Annotated in this window: 17 protein-coding genes and 1 tRNA gene; 2 read left to right on the forward strand and 16 right to left on the reverse strand. The window is 68.8% G+C overall.

What is annotated here, in order from left to right; all coding sequences use genetic code 11:
• Nucleotides 1-44: 44 nt before the first annotated feature.
• The 3 genes from AC07U4_RS03370 to AC07U4_RS03380 all read right to left on the reverse strand — a co-directional run bounded on the left by AC07U4_RS03370 (nucleotide 45) and on the right by AC07U4_RS03380 (nucleotide 3,030).
• Complete coding sequence (locus tag AC07U4_RS03370) at nucleotides 45-548, reverse strand: 2'-5' RNA ligase family protein (protein ID WP_495194435.1); 504 nt, start codon at nucleotides 546-548, stop codon at nucleotides 45-47.
• Nucleotides 545-2,464 carry a potassium transporter Kup gene (locus AC07U4_RS03375; protein WP_038659746.1) on the reverse strand — a complete coding sequence of 640 codons (1,920 nt, stop codon included), beginning with the start codon at nucleotides 2,462-2,464 and terminating at the stop codon, nucleotides 545-547. The genes AC07U4_RS03370 and AC07U4_RS03375 overlap by 4 nt, the downstream gene beginning before the upstream one ends.
• Nucleotides 2,465-2,586: 122 nt before the next feature.
• Entirely contained in the window at nucleotides 2,587-3,030 is a 444-nt protein-coding gene (locus tag AC07U4_RS03380) for an Lrp/AsnC family transcriptional regulator (RefSeq protein WP_137898596.1), read from the reverse strand.
• 123 nt (nucleotides 3,031-3,153) lie between these two features.
• On the opposite strand from AC07U4_RS03380, the gene ald reads away from it, so the two are divergent.
• Both ald and AC07U4_RS03390 read left to right on the forward strand, forming a co-directional pair.
• The gene (ald, locus tag AC07U4_RS03385; protein WP_495194436.1) at nucleotides 3,154-4,260 is read left to right on the forward strand and encodes an alanine dehydrogenase; all 1,107 of its coding nucleotides are present in this window, start codon (nucleotides 3,154-3,156) and stop codon (nucleotides 4,258-4,260) included.
• Between the two features lie 58 nt (nucleotides 4,261-4,318).
• Complete coding sequence (locus AC07U4_RS03390; protein WP_038659752.1) at nucleotides 4,319-4,537, forward strand: DUF3072 domain-containing protein; 219 nt, start codon at nucleotides 4,319-4,321, stop codon at nucleotides 4,535-4,537.
• A 317-nt stretch (nucleotides 4,538-4,854) separates the two neighbouring features.
• Here the strand turns inward: AC07U4_RS03390 and AC07U4_RS03395 are convergent, their stop codons facing one another.
• The 13 genes from AC07U4_RS03395 to gspJ form a co-directional block, all read right to left on the reverse strand.
• Complete coding sequence (locus tag AC07U4_RS03395) at nucleotides 4,855-5,472, reverse strand: tetratricopeptide repeat protein (RefSeq protein WP_495180110.1); 618 nt, start codon at nucleotides 5,470-5,472, stop codon at nucleotides 4,855-4,857.
• A gap of 11 nt (nucleotides 5,473-5,483) precedes the next feature.
• A complete protein-coding gene (locus tag AC07U4_RS03400) occupies nucleotides 5,484-5,888 on the reverse strand; it encodes a cytochrome c-type biogenesis protein (protein ID WP_495180109.1) in 405 nt (134 codons plus the stop codon).
• Nucleotides 5,885-6,412 carry a redoxin family protein gene (locus AC07U4_RS03405; protein ID WP_495194437.1) on the reverse strand — a complete coding sequence of 176 codons (528 nt, stop codon included), beginning with the start codon at nucleotides 6,410-6,412 and terminating at the stop codon, nucleotides 5,885-5,887. Before AC07U4_RS03405 ends, AC07U4_RS03400 begins: the two co-directional genes overlap by 4 nt.
• On the reverse strand, nucleotides 6,409-8,325 hold the full coding sequence (locus tag AC07U4_RS03410) for a heme lyase CcmF/NrfE family subunit (protein WP_495194438.1): 1,917 nt from the start codon (nucleotides 8,323-8,325) through the stop codon (nucleotides 6,409-6,411). Before AC07U4_RS03410 ends, AC07U4_RS03405 begins: the two co-directional genes overlap by 4 nt.
• Nucleotides 8,322-8,756, reverse strand: a complete 435-nt coding sequence (gene ccmE, locus AC07U4_RS03415; protein WP_038659768.1) for a cytochrome c maturation protein CcmE — start codon at nucleotides 8,754-8,756, stop codon at nucleotides 8,322-8,324. Before ccmE ends, AC07U4_RS03410 begins: the two co-directional genes overlap by 4 nt.
• Nucleotides 8,757-8,853: 97 nt before the next feature.
• Nucleotides 8,854-9,594: a heme ABC transporter permease CcmC gene (gene ccmC, locus AC07U4_RS03420; RefSeq protein WP_495194439.1), complete on the reverse strand. Its 741-nt coding sequence runs from the start codon at nucleotides 9,592-9,594 to the stop codon at nucleotides 8,854-8,856.
• Between the two features lie 600 nt (nucleotides 9,595-10,194).
• Nucleotides 10,195-11,247: a Glu/Leu/Phe/Val dehydrogenase family protein gene (locus AC07U4_RS03425; protein ID WP_495194440.1), complete on the reverse strand. Its 1,053-nt coding sequence runs from the start codon at nucleotides 11,245-11,247 to the stop codon at nucleotides 10,195-10,197.
• 113 nt (nucleotides 11,248-11,360) lie between these two features.
• Nucleotides 11,361-11,437 (reverse strand) — tRNA-His (locus AC07U4_RS03430).
• 49 nt (nucleotides 11,438-11,486) lie between these two features.
• Entirely contained in the window at nucleotides 11,487-12,200 is a 714-nt protein-coding gene (gene gspN, locus AC07U4_RS03435) for a type II secretion system protein N (protein ID WP_495194441.1), read from the reverse strand.
• A complete protein-coding gene (locus AC07U4_RS03440) occupies nucleotides 12,197-12,667 on the reverse strand; it encodes a type II secretion system protein M (protein WP_495194442.1) in 471 nt (156 codons plus the stop codon). Before AC07U4_RS03440 ends, gspN begins: the two co-directional genes overlap by 4 nt.
• Nucleotides 12,664-13,740 carry a type II secretion system protein GspL gene (gene gspL, locus AC07U4_RS03445; protein WP_495194443.1) on the reverse strand — a complete coding sequence of 359 codons (1,077 nt, stop codon included), beginning with the start codon at nucleotides 13,738-13,740 and terminating at the stop codon, nucleotides 12,664-12,666. Before gspL ends, AC07U4_RS03440 begins: the two co-directional genes overlap by 4 nt.
• Nucleotides 13,737-14,717 carry a type II secretion system minor pseudopilin GspK gene (gene gspK, locus AC07U4_RS03450; RefSeq protein WP_283214453.1) on the reverse strand — a complete coding sequence of 327 codons (981 nt, stop codon included), beginning with the start codon at nucleotides 14,715-14,717 and terminating at the stop codon, nucleotides 13,737-13,739. Before gspK ends, gspL begins: the two co-directional genes overlap by 4 nt.
• Nucleotides 14,710-15,363, reverse strand: coding sequence for a type II secretion system minor pseudopilin GspJ (gene gspJ / locus AC07U4_RS03455; RefSeq protein ID WP_495194444.1), 654 nt, complete (start codon nucleotides 15,361-15,363; stop codon nucleotides 14,710-14,712). The genes gspK and gspJ overlap by 8 nt, the downstream gene beginning before the upstream one ends.
• Between the last annotated feature and the right edge of the window lie 5 nt (nucleotides 15,364-15,368).

The following is a 15,368-nucleotide window of genomic DNA, read 5'->3' on the forward strand; positions in this document are numbered from 1 at the left end:
CCGCCGTGTGAGGTGGCGCCTATAAGTGTGCGATGCAGCAGCCGTCAAGCGAACATATGCCGGGAAAGCGCTTCCCATGGTCCGCCGCGATACCACCAGGTCGCAAGTCCCGCGATCTCGACCTCGCGCGGCCGGAAATCGCGGCTGAGCGCGGTCAGCAGCAGCTTGGCGATATTGGGCTGCACCTTGTTCTGAATGGTGACGTGCGGTCGCCAGCCGCCCGCGTCCTGCGGCGTCAGCATCCCGACGAAGGCGTCGGCGAGTTCGGCGCGGATCGCGACCAGCTCGGGCGATTCGATACGATAGGCGACGCCGCGCCCCAGCGAGATCAACCCGCCGACCCGCGCCACCGGCGCCGCCACGCCGCGCGTCATGCCCGTGAGCCGATGCTTCAGCTCGGCCTCCGCCGACGGCGGCAGATGATGGAACATGGTGAGATGGGCGGAGAGCTGGTTGCGCTCCGGCGGAAAATGCGCGGCGCGCTGCGCGTCGAACCAGCCCTGATCCTGCCGACCGAAGAGCGCGGTCACGATGATCGGCGCGGTCAAATCTCCACCTGACTGCCGAGCTCGACGACCCGGTTCGTCGGCAGGCGGAAGAATTCCATCGCGCTTTCGGCGTTGCGCAGCATCCACGAGAACAATTTCTCGCGCCACAGCATCATGCCGGGCCGCTCGGAGGGCAGCAAGGTCTGGCGCGACAGGAAGAAGCTGGTGTCCATCATCTTGAAGTCGGTGCCGCAGCTATGGACGCGCTTCAAAGCCGCCGGCACGTCGACCTCTTCCATGAAGCCGTAGCGCAGGATCAGGCGGAAGAAGCCGTCGCCCATCTCCTCGTTGCTCGCGCGCTCGGCCTCGGGCCAATAGGGCTGCTGGACGATCTTGACGGTGAGCAGGATGACGCGCTCGTGCAGCACCTTGTTGTGCTTGAGATTGTGCAGCAGCGCATGCGGCACGCCGTCCGACGACGAGGTCATGAACACCGCCGTCCCCGGCACCCGGCTCGCCGAGCTGGCGGCGGAAGTGATGAACACCTTGATCGGCATCGCCGCCTCGCGCAGCCGGTCCATCATCAGCTGCCGCCCCTTCGACCAGGTGGTGAGGAAGGTGAAGACGATGAAGCCGACCATCAGCGGAAACCAGCCGCCATCGGGCACCTTGGTGAGGTTCGCCGAGAAATAGGCGCCGTCGACGAGGAAGAAGACCGCGAGCAGCGGCGCGGCGGCATAGATCGGCCAGTTCCACAGCCGGGTCAGCGCGACGCCGAGCAGGCAGGTGTCGATGAACATCGCCCCCGTCACCGCGATGCCATAGGCCGAGGTGAGGTTGGACGAGGTGCGGAAGAACAGCACCAGCAGGATCACCATCACCATCAGCATCCAGTTGACGATCGGGATGTAGATCTGGCCGGCGGTCGCCGCGCTGGTATGTTCGATGCGCAGCCGCGGCATGAAGCCGAGCTGGATCGCCTGTTGCGTGACCGAGAAGGCGCCCGAAATCACCGCCTGGCTGGCGATGATCGCCGCCATCGTCGCGAGCAGCACCAGCGGCAGCTGCAGGCTGTCCGGCGCCAGCATGTAGAAGGGGCTCTTCAACGCCTCCTGCCCGTCGCGGAACAGCAGCGCGCCCTGCCCCAGATAATTGCACATCAGCGCCGGCAGCACGAACACCAGCCACGACAGGCCGATTGGCTTGCGCCCGAAATGCCCCATGTCGGCGTAGAGCGCCTCGGCGCCGGTCACCGCCAGCACCACCGAGCCGAGCGCGAGGAAAGCGCGCACCGGATCGGCGATGAAGAAATGCACCGCGTGATGCGGCGAGAAGGCCCAGAGCACCTCGGGTGTCTGGACGACGCTGATGATGCCGAGCACCGCGATCACCGCGAAATAGACGAGCATGATCGGTCCGAAGACGAGGCCGATCCGCGCGGTGCCGCTCTTCTGCACCCAGAACAACGCGATCAGGATGGCGATGACGATCGGCAGCACGAGCCCGGCGAAGGCCGGCGCGGCGATCGCCAGACCTTCCACCGCGCCGAGCACGGTCACCGCCGGGGTGATCATCGAATCGCCGTAGAACAGCGACGTCGCGAAGACGCCGAGCAGGATGATCCCCGCCGACCAGCGCCGGCTCTTGGTCCGCCCCGAGACGAGCGCGAGCAACGCGAGACTGCCGCCCTCGCCCTTGTTGTCGGCGCGCATAATGATCGCGACATATTTGATCGTCACGACGATCATCATCGACCAGAACATCAGGCTGAGCACGCCCATGATGTGCAGCGGATCGAGTGTCAGTTGATGATGCCCGGCGAAGGTCTCGCGAAAGGCGTAGAGCGGGCTGGTGCCGATATCACCGAAGACGATGCCGATCGCCCCCACCGCCAGCTTGAGCAGGCCGTCGTGATGGCCGTGATCGCCCGAATCGTCCCGCGCACTCGGGACGGCGGCCGGTACGGGGCCACTCACGAGCGGTACGACCGATCCGACGCGCTGCGGAGACCGGCGCTGTTCCCAACCTGTTCCATAGACGCGGGCCTTAGCATGGGCTGAACGATGCGGGCAACGGCGTCGCGGCGGCGCCGTATCGATCAGGGACGTCTAAACACCTCGCGAATCACGAAATGCGACGCGAGCCGGGTGACGCCGGGCAACCGCGCCAGCGTCTCGCGATGGATGCGCTCGAACGTGTCGTCGCGCCGCACCTCAACGTGGAGCATATAGTCGGCCTCGCCGCTCATCAGGAAACAGTCGCGGATTTCGGGAACGTCGCCGATCTCGCGCTCAAACGCCGCCATCGTCTCCTCGCGCTGGTCGCGCAGCGTGACGTTGACGAGGACGACGCTGGGGTTGCCACGCGCCGCCTTGCTGAGCACCGCGCGAAAGCCGGCGATATAGCCGCGCTCCTTGAGCGAACCGACGCGGCGATGCGCCGCGCTCGGCGACAGGCCGACCGCCTCGCCGAGTTCGGCGCTGGTCAGGTCGGAATTGGCGAGCAGATGGGACAGGATTTTGCGGTCGAGGGCGTCGATCATGGATTTCCCGCTACACTGCCATTCTGCGCAAGAAAATCCTGCTAGCCATGTCACTGTCGCAAAACATTGCGACCTTCTCCCGCCCGGTCGCGGCTATGGGTAGCGCAGAAGAGGAGAACAATGATGCGCATCGGCGTCCCCAAGGAAATCAAGAATCACGAATATCGCGTCGGCCTGACCCCGCCGTCGGTCGCCGAGCTGGTCGCCGCGGGCCATGAGGTCGTCGTCGAGACCAAGGCCGGCGCCGGCATCGATTTCGAGGATCAGGATTATATCGACGCGGGCGCGACCATCCTGCCCGATCCCGCCGCGGTGTTCGCCGCCGCCGACATGATCGTGAAGGTCAAGGAGCCGCAGGCGAGCGAGATCGCGCTGCTCGAACCGCGCCACCTGCTGTTCACCTATCTCCACCTCGCCGCCGACAAGCCGCAGGCCGAGGGGCTGATCAGGTCGGGCGCGACCTGCATCGCCTATGAGACGGTGACCGCGGCGCGCGGCGGCCTGCCGCTGCTCAAGCCGATGTCGGAAGTCGCGGGCCGCATGTCGGTGCAGGTCGGCGCGCATTATCTCGAGAAGGAACAGGGCGGCCGCGGCGTGCTGCTCGGCGGCGTGCCGGGCGTGGCGCCGGCGAAGGTCGCGATCCTCGGCGGCGGCGTCTCGGGCGTCAACGCCGCGCAGATGGCGGTCGGCATGCGCGCCGACGTGACGATCTACGACATCTCGAACGATCGCCTCGCCGAGCTCGACATGTTCTTCTCCAGTCAGATCAAGACCGCGTACGCCAGCAAGGCGGCGATCGCGGCGGCGGTGAAGAGCGCGCATCTCGTCATCGGCGCGGTGCTGGTGCCGGGTGCGGCCGCGCCCAAGCTGGTGACGCGCGAGATGGTCAAGACGATGAAGCGCGGTGCGGTGATGGTCGATATCGCGATCGACCAGGGCGGCTGTTTCGAGACCAGCCATGCGACGACGCACGAGAACCCGGTGTTCGAGGTCGACGGCGTCACCCATTATTGCGTCGCCAACATGCCGGGCGCGGTCGCGCGCACCTCGGCCTTCGCGCTCAACAATGCGACGCTGCCGTTCGCGCTCAAGCTCGCCAACCTCGGCGCCGAGGCGGCGATGGCGGCCGATCCGCATCTCGCCAACGGCCTCAACGTCTCGGGCGGAAAGATCCGCCATCAGGCGGTCGCCGAAGCGCTCGACCTGCCGTTCGAGGCGTGGAACGGCTAAGCGGAACGAACGTGGAACAGGGTGGTTGAAGCCTCCGATACCAAGAGAGGCTCCAACCATGTCCGAGACCGAAAACCCCAAGACCCACCCGACCTCGAACGCCGAAAAGGATCCGAGCGACTGGACCACCGGCGACGAGACGATGACCGGCGCGCAGGCGAGCTACCTCAAGACGCTGTCCGAGGAAGCCGGCGAGGAATTCGACGATTCGCTGACCAAGGCGGACGCATCGAAGCGCATCGACGAACTTCAGGGCAAGACCGGCCGCGGCAAGTAATCACGCCGTTAGCGGAAGACGGGCCTCGGCGCTCAGGCACGAACGGCCGTTCGGCCTGACGCCGGGGCCCGTTTCGCATGATCCTGCCCGGCGACGCAGACGGGACGCGCACCCGATAGGATCGCATGTGTCTCAAGCGACTGCATCCACAGCGCAAATTCGCCGCGCTGTCCTACGCCACAACCAAGATGCTAGGGATCGCCGTCATTCGGCGCTCTTTCTCATCGTGATCGATCAGCACAGAATTGGAAACGATGAGGCCGGATCGTTTCCGTTCAGGTGTCCATCTTGTCCATGTTGCCTCGATTTCGCCGCAATTACTGCGGCCCTTGCGTCGCCAGCAAACGGTCGAGCAAGTCGAGCCGGACCGCGATGTCGCGGCGATAGGATGCCCCCTCCGGACACAAGGCCAGCGCCTTTGCCCACGCCTGCCGCGCCGCCGGATAGTCGTTGGCGCGGACATAGGCGAGGCCCAGAAAGAACAGCGGCGCCGGATGCTCGGGTGCGATCCGGATCGCCTGACGGAAGGCGAACAGCGCCGGCGGCGACAGCATATTGCCGTCATGCGTCGCCAGCGCGGTGCCGAGCCCGGTCCACAGCATCAGGCTGCGCGGATAGCGGTTGAGCCCGCCGAGGATCGCCCGCACCGCCGACCGTCGGTCTCCCGACCGCGCCATCGCATCCGACGCGATCAGATAGGCCGCGTCGGCAGTGAACCGGCCGAGCATCCGCTCGCGCAGGTCGACCAGCGACGGATCGTCGGCGACGCGCAAGGCCTCGGGCCGTGCCGGACTGGCCGGCAGCGTCGGCGAGCCCTGCCACGCGTAGCCGGCCGCGCCGAGCATCAGTGCCGCGCCGATCATCGACCACAACAGCCTGTCGACCCGCAGCAGCACGAGCGCGGCCATTGCCGCCGCCGCGATCAGAATGAGCATCAGCCAGCCCATCAGCGCCTCCGCCGCCGAAAACTCGACCGCGCGATCACGGCACCGAGCACCAGCAAGGCGATCGGCGCGAGCCACAAGGGCCAGGTCGCCGCGCCGAGCGGCGGATCGTAGCTGACGTAATCGCCGTAGCGTTCGATCAGCCACGCGCGGACCGAATCGGGCGTCTCGCCCGCGGCGATGCGGCTGCGCACGAGCGCGCGCATGTCGCCGGCCATGCTCGCGTCGCTGTCGGCGATCGACTGGCCCTGGCAGACGAGGCAGCGCAGCGTCGCCATCAGGTCGCGCGCCTTCGCCTCCTGTGCGGGGTCGCGCAATTGCGTGTTGGCGAGCGCTGCGGGCGGCGTCGACGGATCGGCCGCGACCGGCGCCGCGATCAGCGCCAGCAGGAGCAGGGCATGCTTCATCGCGCGCTCCTGACCGCGGCGGCGATCGCGTCGACGTCCTCGGCGCGGATGTCGCCGATATGCTGGAGGACGATCCGCCCCTCGCCGTCGATCACGAAGCTTTCCGGCACCCCTGACGAGCCGAGCGCGAGTTGCACGGCGCTCTGGGCATCGGCGCCGATCCGCTCGTAGGGATCGCCGTAGCGGGCGAGGAAGTCGCGCAACGCCGGCGCGGTATCGCGGATCGCGATCGCGTCGACTTGGACCCCCATCGCCTCCAGCCGCAGCAGCTGCGGCGATTCGGCGGCGCAGGGGATGCACCAGCTCGCAAAGACGTTGAGCAAACGTGGCTGGCCCCGTCGGAAGTCCGCGGTGGATAGGCCGGGCTTGCCCGGGACGATCGGCGGCAGCGCGAAGTCCGGGAGCGGCTTGCCGATCAGCGCGGACCGTACGGCGCGATCGGCGGGAGCGAACAGGCCGCTCGCCACCACCACGACGATCGCAGCGAACACCGCAAAGGGTAGCCAGAGCAGCCACCGCCTCATGCATAGGCCTCGCGCGCCGCCGCTCGGCGCTCGCGGCGCCAGCGACCGACCAGCGACAGCGCGCCGCCCAGCGCGATCAGCGCACCGCCGAACCAGATCAGGGTGACGAACGGCTTCCACCACAAGCGCAATTGCCAGCGCCCCTGCCCGTCCGGCTGACCGAGCACGGTGTAGAGCTGGCCGTCCCATTCGGTGGCGATCGCGCTCTCGCTGGTGGTCGTCACCGGATCGGAGAAGAAGCGCGATTGCGGGCGTAGCACGATCCGTTCGCCGTTGCGGGTGGCGCTGAGCCGCGCCTCGAGCGCCGACCAGTTTTCGCCCACCACCGGTTTGATGCCGTCGAGCCGGACCACATAGGGCCCGACGCGCACCGGCTGGCCGACGCGCGCAGCGATCAGCGTCTCGGCGGTATAGGCGCTGTCGCACGCCATGCCGGCAAGGCTGACCGCGATGCCGAGATGCGCGACGACCATCCCCCAGGTGAACAGGGGCGTGCGCCACGGGTTGCGGCCGATCGTCGGCAGCACGCTCGCGACCGCAAGCCCGGCGGCGAGCGACAGGCCGAGCAGCGGCATCACCCCGGGCGGCGCCAGTGCGATCAGTCCGGCGCCGGTGAAGCCCGCCGCGGCGATCGGCCAGATCAGCCGGTCGAGCAGCGCGCCCGCCTCGTCACGGCGCCAACGCAGCAGCGGACCGACCGCCATCGCCACGACCAAAGCGAGCGCGATCGGCCCCGCCGCGGCGTTGAAGAAGGGCGGGCCGACCGAGAGCTGGACGCCGAAGCTCGCGGCGACGAGCGGATAGAGCGTGCCGATCAGCACGACGCCGAGGATCACCGACAGTAGCAGGTTGTTGATGACCAGCCCGCCCTCGCGGCTGACGAATTCGAAGGTCGTGCCGGCGCGCACGGTGCCGATCCGCGCCGCGAACAGCGCCAACGCGCCGCCGATATAGAGCGCGAGCAGCACGAGGATGAACGCGCCGCGCTCAGGATCGACCGCGAAGGCGTGGACGCTGGTCAGGATGCCGGAGCGGACGAGGAAGGTGCCGATCATCGACATCGAGAAGGCGACCACCGCAAGCATCACCGTCCAGGCGCGCAGGCCGTCGCGGGTGGCGAGGACGGTCACCGAATGGAGCAGCGCGGTCGCCGCGAGCCACGGCATCAGCGAGGCATTCTCGACCGGATCCCAGAACCACCAGCCGCCCCAGCCGAGCTCGTAATAGGCCCAATAGCTGCCCGCGGTGATGCCGAGCGTCAGGAAGATCCACGCGCCCAGCACCCAGGGGCGCATCGCCTTGGCGAAGACCGGGCCAACGTCGCGGGTGATTAGCGCGCCGACCGCGAAGGAGAAGGCGACCGAGATGCCGACGTAGCCGATGTAGAGCGTCGGCGGGTGGAAGGCCAAACCCGGGTCCTGCAACAAGGGGTTGAGGCCGAGGCCGTCGCGGGCCGCGGGGCTGATCCGGGCGAAGGGGTTGGAGGCGAAGAGCAGGAAGGCGTAGAAGCCGAGTGCGATTCCCGCCTGCGCTGCCAGCGTCGCGATCAGCGTGCGTTCGGGCAGGCGCCGTTCGAGGATCGCCACCGCGCCGCCGGCAAGACCGAGGATCGTCACCCAGAGCAGCATCGACCCTTCGTGATTGCCCCAGGCGCCGGCGAATTTGTAGAGCCACGGCTTGGCGGAATGGCTGTTCTCGACGACGAGTTTCACCGACATGTCCGAGCCGAGGAACAGCGCGATCAGCGCCGCCATGGCGATCGCAGCGAGCCCGCCCTGGACGATCGCGATCGGCCGTACCGCGGCGACCAATGCCGGCTGGCCGCGCGTCAACCCGAGCGCCGCCATCGCCAGTTGCACCGCGGCGAGCGCGGCGGCGAGCCACAAAGCGGCGAGGCCTGCCTCGGCGATCACGGCTTCAGCGTCCGCGTCTCGTGCATCTTGCCAGCGAGTTCGGGGGGCATGTATTTTTCGTCGTGCTTTGCGAGCAGATTGGTGGCGGTGAAACTGCCATCGGGGTTGAACTGCCCCTCGGCGACGACGCCCGAGCGTTCGCGGAACAGATCGGGGGTGATGCCGGCGAAGGTGACGGGCGTGGTCGCGATGCCGTCACCGACGACGAAATGGACGGTGACGCCGTCGGGAGCGCGCTTGATCGAGCCTGCCTGTACCATCCCGCCGAGCCGTACCGCCCGGCCGAGTGGCAAGCCCTGTCGCGCGACGTCGGAGGGCGCGTAGAAGAAGGACGCCTGATCCTTGAGCGCCGACATCGCCAGCAGCGCCGCGGCGACCACCGCCGCGAGCGCCAGCAGCGCCAGCGTCAGCCGTTGATGCTTTGCCTTCACTTCTCGAGGCGCTTCATCGCCAGCCAGCTCGCCAGCGTGAGGGCGGCGGCGGCGCCGAGCGCGACCGCATAGGCCGCGAAGACGAACGGCCAGGCGTTCACGGCCGGGCCATCCGCCGCAGCCGCGCTTCCGCCTTGAGCCGCGCGAGCGTGGCGCGCATCCGCATCAGCACGATCGCCGCGAACAGCAGGGTGAAGCCCGCCATGGTGAAGCCCAAAGGCCAGAGGATGCTGCCGGCGATGCTCGACCGGGTGAGGCCGATCGACGGCCCCTGATGGAGCGTGTTCCACCACACCACCGAATAGCGGATGATCGGCAGCAGCATGGTGCCGGCGATGCCGTAGAGCGCCGGGATACGGCCGTCGCCGCCGCGGTCGGCATCGGCGCGGGCGAGTGCCATATAGCCACAATAGACGAAGAACAGCAGCAACATGGAGGTCAGCCGCCCGTCCCATTGCCACCACGTCCCCCAGGTCGGCCGGCCCCAGATCGAGCCGGTGACGAGGCAGACCGCGGCGAATACCGCGCCGGGCATGGCGATCGCACGCGCCGCGACATCGGCGAGCGGATGACGCCAGACGAGGAAGGCGATGCTGCTGATCGCCAGCCCGCTCCAGCCGCCCATGCCGAGCCAGGCGGCGGGGACATGGATGTAGAGGATGCGAACGCTTTCGCCCTGGAGATAATCGGGTGGCGTCTGCGTCAGCCCGGCCCAGCAGCCGATCGCCAGCAGCACGATTCCAGTCCACAGCAGCATCGGCGTCGCCGGACGCGCGAGGGCGACGAAACGCGCAGGATTGGCAAGGGCATGGAGGGTCGGCACGGCTGTGCGAGCCATAGGAAACTTTGCGGGCGGCGTCACCCGTTGTCGTCGGGTGTTGGACGACATGGACAACATGGACACCTTAACGGAAACGATCGAGCCTGATCGTTTCCGAAATTGCACCGATCGTCACGATGAGAAAGAGCGTGATGTCGGTGATAGCGATATGGCGGGGTGTAGGACAGAGGCGGGGCGTTGGCGGCGTGACATGTCGCGGCATTGACGCGTGCGGAGACGCCCCCTCCACCACTCGCCTACGGCGAGCGGTCCCCCTCCCCCGCTAAAGCGGGGGAGGACTTGATCTCATTCCTCCCCCGCCGTGGCAGGGCAATCGCATATGGACGCTCGCGCGAGCCTGTCGTCTTCCACGCCCATCCCGTCACCCCGGACTTGTTCCGGGGTCCACTGCGGCGAGGGGAGAGGCTTGATTCGACACCGCTCCCTTGCGGCCCGGTGGACCCCGGAACGAGTCCGGGGTGACGAACCTCATGAGGAAAGCAATCGGTCCTCATCCCTGCAGCCATATGCAATTGCCCTCCACGCCAGAGGGAAGTGGCGCGGCGAAGCCGTGACGGAAGGGGGGATACGCACCAACGCGCCTTTGCCCCCCGCGGTTTACCCCCGCCCGATCAGCCGTTGGGCAATCGTGTCCGCCACTTCAGCGGCGGGACGACCGGTGCGCTCGCTTTCGTCCCAGACCTCGTCGAGGCGGGCGGGTATCTTGGCGATGCGTGCCATTACCTCAGCCTCGTCGCCCTGACCGAGATATTCGAGGCCGACGTTGATGATGCCGCCGGCGTTGATGACGTAATCGGGCGCGTAGAGGATGCCGCGATCGTGGAGGCGATCGTAATCCTCGCGCGTCGCAAGCTGGTTGTTGGCGCCGCCGGCGACGACCTTGGCGACCAGCGTCGGGATCGTCGCCTCGGTGAGGATCGCACCCAAAGCATTGGGGCTGAAGATGTCCGCCTCGACGCCGAGGATCGCGCCGGCCGCCACCGTCTCGGCGCCCAGTTCGGCGGCGAGCGCCTTGGCGCGCTCGGCATCGACATCGGCGAGCGTCAGGCGCGCGCCGTCCTTCGCGAGCAATTTGGCAAGCCCGCCGCCGACCGAGCCGACGCCCTGGATCGCGACGTGGACGCCCTTCATGTCGTCGGTGCCGAGGCCGCGCTTTGCCGCCGCCTTGACGCCGAGATAAACGCCATGCGCGGTATACGGGCCGGGGTCGCCGCCCGCTGCGCCGCTCGCCACCGGCAGGCCGCTGACGAACTTCGTCTCGCCGGCGATGACCTTCATCCGCGCCTCAGACATGCCGACGTCTTCGGCGGTCACGTATTTGCCGCCGAGCGATTCGACCGCGCGGCCGAACGCCTTGAGCCGGTCTTCACTGATGACCGCACCGGGCGCATCGGCGAGGATGACGCCCTTGCCGCCGCCGAGCGCGAGGCCGGCCATGGCGTTCTTGAAGCTCATGCCGCGCGACAGGCGCAGCGCGTCGGTGACCGCCTGATCGCCGGAGGCATAATGCCAGAAGCGCGCGCCGCCCGCCGCCGGCCCGAGATGGGTGGAGTGGACGGCGATAATGGCGCGAAGACCGGACTCCCGATCGGTGAAGGCGTGGACGCCCTCATGCGAATCGAAATCGGGAAGGTCCCACACCGAGGTCATAGCTCACTCCGCTGCCAGAAATTGCCCCGCCAGAAAATTGCGGAAGGCCGTAATATTATTTCTCGACGCGCTTGGCTAGTCAGGATTTGACCAGATGCCGACAGGGCGGAGAATGGGGCGACCGACGGGACTTGAACCCGCAACTTCCGGCATCACAAGCCGACGCTCTAACCAATTGAACTACGGTCGCCGCGAACGCATGCGCCCCTAGCGGGGGCGAACGCCCCGCGTCAAGGCCGTCAGAAGCTTCCTTCGACGGAAAGTCGATATCCCCCCTGCCCGCCGACGAATCCGGCGGCGGCGAGACGCTGTGCCGCAGCGGGGTCGCCGGGCGCGATGCGCAGCGCCGCGGTGTAGCGGCCGGCGCCGGTGATGCGCAGCTCGATACTCTCTGTGCCGGCCTGGCTGGCGAGCGGCAGCAGCAGTGCGCCAGCGTCGCAGCGCGCGACGCCCGACACTTCGCTCGGCAGCGGCACGCCCGCCGCCTCGCCGATCAGCCGGGCGCGGACGCGACCCTCCGCCTTGTCGCAGACGGTATCGGTGAAATGGACGGTGAAGCCTTCCAGCGACAATTGGTTGACCGGCAAGGGCGCGAAGGCGCCGCCGGTGGGCAGCGTCGCGGTCATGTCGTCGATACCCTGGCCGTGACGGCTGAGCGTGATCGCGCCGTGGATCAGACCGGGGGCGCCGTCGACGGCGACGCGGGCGCGACCGAGCAGCAGGGCGAAGGGCGAGAGGCTGGCGTCGAGCGAACCGAGCGCGAGATCGCCGAACCGCGCCTCGTTGAGGCGGCCGTCCCAGACGCTACCGGTGACGGTGCGCGCAGAAAAGCCCTGTTCGCCGAGCCCGACCGCGCCGAGCACCAGCCGCAGCGGCAGGAAGACGAGCAGCGTGAGCAGCAGCAGCGCGCCGAACAGCGCGACCGGGCCGGTGCGGAGCCGGATGCGCCTCATGCCGCACGCGCCCGGACGACGAGGTCGGCGGCGACGCTGCCGTCCTGATTGTCGCGCCACGTCGCCGATTCGACGAGGATACCGTTCGCCTCGAGCCCGCCGAGCCAGCGGCCGAGCGCAGCGGGCTTGGCCGCCTGGATCGTCGCATGGACGCGGCCGCCGCCGGTGTCGTCGACGGTGGCGAGCGCGAGACCGGCGGCATCGGCGCGCAGCCGCAGCGTGTCGGCGAGCGAGCCGTTGAGCGGCACGCGCCGGCCGGCGGAGCGGAGCAGGTCGACCTCGTCCTGCGTCGCGGCGAAGCGGACGACCCCGTCGGCATAGCGTTCGCGGGCCCCCGACAGGCCGTCGCGGACGGGCAGGATGATCCCACCCCAGACGATCGTCACGACGAGCAAAGCGAGCATGACGAGGATCATCCGCCGTTCGCGCAAAGATCGTCCCGCGAACCAGTTGCGCAAGGACCTCATCGCCGGCTCACCGTCATCTCGCCCGTCACCCTTCCATTGGCGGACTGGAACGTCCCCGCCTCGACGGTGAAGCCGGCCGCCTCGAGCGTGCGCTTGAGATCGGTCGGCAGCGATTCGCGCGCCGCGCCGACGCCGATGCGGACGCTGCCGTTCGACTGGAAATCGAGCGATGTCAGCTCGGTACCGGGTGTCGCTCGCACCGCGTCGTAGATCGCCGCGACCGTCGTGGTGAAACCGAGGCCGGGGCCGCGCACCGCGGCCAGCCGTTCGGCGAGCTGGCGGTCGACGTCGGTCACCGTCTCGCCGCGGGCGAGGCCGGTGCGGCCGAGTGCCTCGGCGCGGCTTTCCAGCGCGTCGGCGCCGAAGCTGTATTTGGCGATGCGGACGAGATCGATGGCGAGCGTCACCAGCAGGATCGCGGCGCCGAGCACCGCCAGCCGGCGGACCAGCGCCCAGTCGATGCCGATGCGGCGACGACGGCGGGCGAAGGCCCCCTGACGCAGGTCGAGCACCGGCGCGGCGAGCGCAGCGGCGAGCGCGGCATCGATCCCGTCCCGGTCCAGCGTGTGTTGCGGCGTGTCACCGATGACCAGATCGGCGAGCGGCGCCTCGTCGGCGAAGCCGGTAGTGCGGCTGCGTACCAGCGCCGCGCCGGCGATCGTCGCGCGGACATAGCCTTCCTCGGGACGCGGCAGCAGCAGCGGCGCGGGCAGGATCGCCAGCGGGTCGATGCCATGCGCGGTGAGGTCGGTGAGCCATTGCGCCATCTGCGCGAGCGCGACGACGGCGATCGGGCGTTCGCCCTCGCCTTCGTCGCCGACCGCGACGTGGAGTTCGGTGAGCGGGGTGGCGCTCGCCTCGGCGACGAGCAGGCGTGCGGCGGCGACCGCTTGCGCGGGCGAACGGACCGGCAGTTCGGCCCAGTGCAACGCGACCGATTCGGCGGGCGCGATCGCGATGACGGGATCGTCGCTTGCCGGCGGCACGCCGTCGCTTTCGCGGATCGCGCCATCGGCAAGTCGGAGCCAGCGATAGCCGCGGTCGCCGGACGGGAGGAACAGGAGCGTCGTCATGATTCGTCGCCCCATTGCCGCGCAACGAGCCGCGCGGGAAGTCGGCTTGCGTCGATCAGCGCCCTTTCCTGCAATTGCACGCCGCCGGTACTGACGTCGATCGCGAGCGCGAACCAGGTCGAAGTGACGGCGAGGCCGCCGCTGCCGCTGTCGGGCGTGGCGCCGTTACCGGCGAGATTGAGGAAGGTGCTGGCGTCCTTGAACCCCTGCGGCGGGCGACGGAGCAGCATGCCGCGGATCGCATCGGCCGACAGATTGCCGGGGAAGAGCATCGCGACCAGCGGCGCCTGTTCGGGGGTGAGCGTGTTGATGTTGATCGCCGCCGGCTTGGCATCGGGCAAAGTGCAGATCCACGGGCGGAGCTGCGCGTAGATGTCGGGCGTGACGCCGTCGACCGCGCGCAGCTCGCTGGGGTCGGCCATCAGCGTGCCGGCGGTGCGATACGGGGTGGCGCGGGCGAGATAGACGGGGTCCTCGGCGCCGTTGCCTTGCTGGTCCTGATCGCTGTCGATCCAGTCGGCGGTGGCGGCGGCAATCCGTTCGGCGGATTGCGTGGGGACGTTGATCGCGCGCATCAACCGGACGAACTGGATGCGCGACGCGATCGCCTGTGTCGAAGTGTAGACACCGGGGCCGAGCTTCGTGACGAGGCCGTTGAGGTTGAAGCAATTGCCGCCGTCGCGCACCCGCGCCACCGCGAGGCCGCCGCCGGGCAGCGGCAGACCGAACGGGCGGTTGCTCCAGCCGCCGGCGAGCGTGACGCGGTCGCGGCTGGAGCCGAGCATATCGGTGACCTTGGTGGTGGCGAGCGCCTCGGCGGCGCGGGCATAGCCGCGCGCCTGTTCACCGGCGAGCGCGTTGCCGGCGAGCCGCGTCGTCAACCGCAGCCGTTCGAGCGCGGTGCCGGCGAGCACCGCGATCATCGCGACGAGCAGCAGCACGGTCAGCAGCGCGGCGCCGCGCTCGCGGTCAGCCACCCGACGTCGCCGTCGGATTGGGGGTCGGCGATGCACCCGGGAGCGGGCTCGCGCTGCTGCCCGCGCCGACGAGCAGCATCAGGCGGAAGGCGGTGCCGTCGGTGCGGCGGACGGTGATCTCGGCGGCCTGCGGCAGCGCGGCGCCCTGCGTGCCGTCCCAGCGGTCACTCCACGCGCCCTTGTAGCGATAGCGCGCGGCGACGCCGGCGACCTTGTCGAGCAACGTCACCGCGGGCAGCGGCACGGCGCCATCGAGCATCGGATAGGCGACGCGCAACAGGGTGTTGCCATCGAGTTGGTACGCGACCTTCTGCGCGCTGGCGCGGGGGGCGGCGTCGACGTTCGCCCAGCCGGTACGGACGAAGCGGATGCGGCCGTCGCTTTCGCCGGTGAAGGCGGGAAGCAGGGTGCCGCCCTCGTCGCGCGCGGGCCGGTCGATCGCCTGGCCAAGGTCGCCGGCGAGCAGCGACGCGGTGCGGTTGAGCGCGGCGATATCGTCGAAGCGCTTGCCGGTGGCGGTCTGCGCGCGGACGCTGAAGGTGAGGATCGCGACGCCGGCGGCGGCGATCAGACCGAAGATCATCAGCGCGATCATCACCTCGACGAGGGTGAAGCCGGCTTGCGTGATCGGGCGGGACGGCGGCATGGCGA

It is taken from the genome of Sphingomonas sp. GW821-FHT02B09 (assembly GCF_059421875.1).

Bases quoted from the DNA above. Each gene is read 5' to 3' on its own strand.
- gspN (WP_495194441.1), bottom strand. From the start codon at position 12,200: ATGAGGCGCATCCGGCTCCGCACCGGCCCGGTCGCGCTGTTCGGCGCG.
- ald (WP_495194436.1), top strand. From the start codon at position 3,154: ATGCGCATCGGCGTCCCCAAGGAAATCAAGAATCACGAATATCGCGTC.
- gspL (WP_495194443.1), bottom strand. From the start codon at position 13,740: ATGACGACGCTCCTGTTCCTCCCGTCCGGCGACCGCGGCTATCGCTGG.
- AC07U4_RS03390 (WP_038659752.1), top strand. From the start codon at position 4,319: ATGTCCGAGACCGAAAACCCCAAGACCCACCCGACCTCGAACGCCGAA.
- AC07U4_RS03425 (WP_495194440.1), bottom strand. From the start codon at position 11,247: ATGACCTCGGTGTGGGACCTTCCCGATTTCGATTCGCATGAGGGCGTC.
- gspJ (WP_495194444.1), bottom strand. From the start codon at position 15,363: ATGCCGCCGTCCCGCCCGATCACGCAAGCCGGCTTCACCCTCGTCGAG.
- AC07U4_RS03405 (WP_495194437.1), bottom strand. From the start codon at position 6,412: ATGAGGCGGTGGCTGCTCTGGCTACCCTTTGCGGTGTTCGCTGCGATC.
- ccmC (WP_495194439.1), bottom strand. From the start codon at position 9,594: ATGGCTCGCACAGCCGTGCCGACCCTCCATGCCCTTGCCAATCCTGCG.
- AC07U4_RS03400 (WP_495180109.1), bottom strand. From the start codon at position 5,888: ATGAAGCATGCCCTGCTCCTGCTGGCGCTGATCGCGGCGCCGGTCGCG.
- AC07U4_RS03380 (WP_137898596.1), bottom strand. From the start codon at position 3,030: ATGATCGACGCCCTCGACCGCAAAATCCTGTCCCATCTGCTCGCCAAT.
- AC07U4_RS03440 (WP_495194442.1), bottom strand. From the start codon at position 12,667: ATGAGGTCCTTGCGCAACTGGTTCGCGGGACGATCTTTGCGCGAACGG.
- AC07U4_RS03395 (WP_495180110.1), bottom strand. From the start codon at position 5,472: ATGCTCATTCTGATCGCGGCGGCGGCAATGGCCGCGCTCGTGCTGCTG.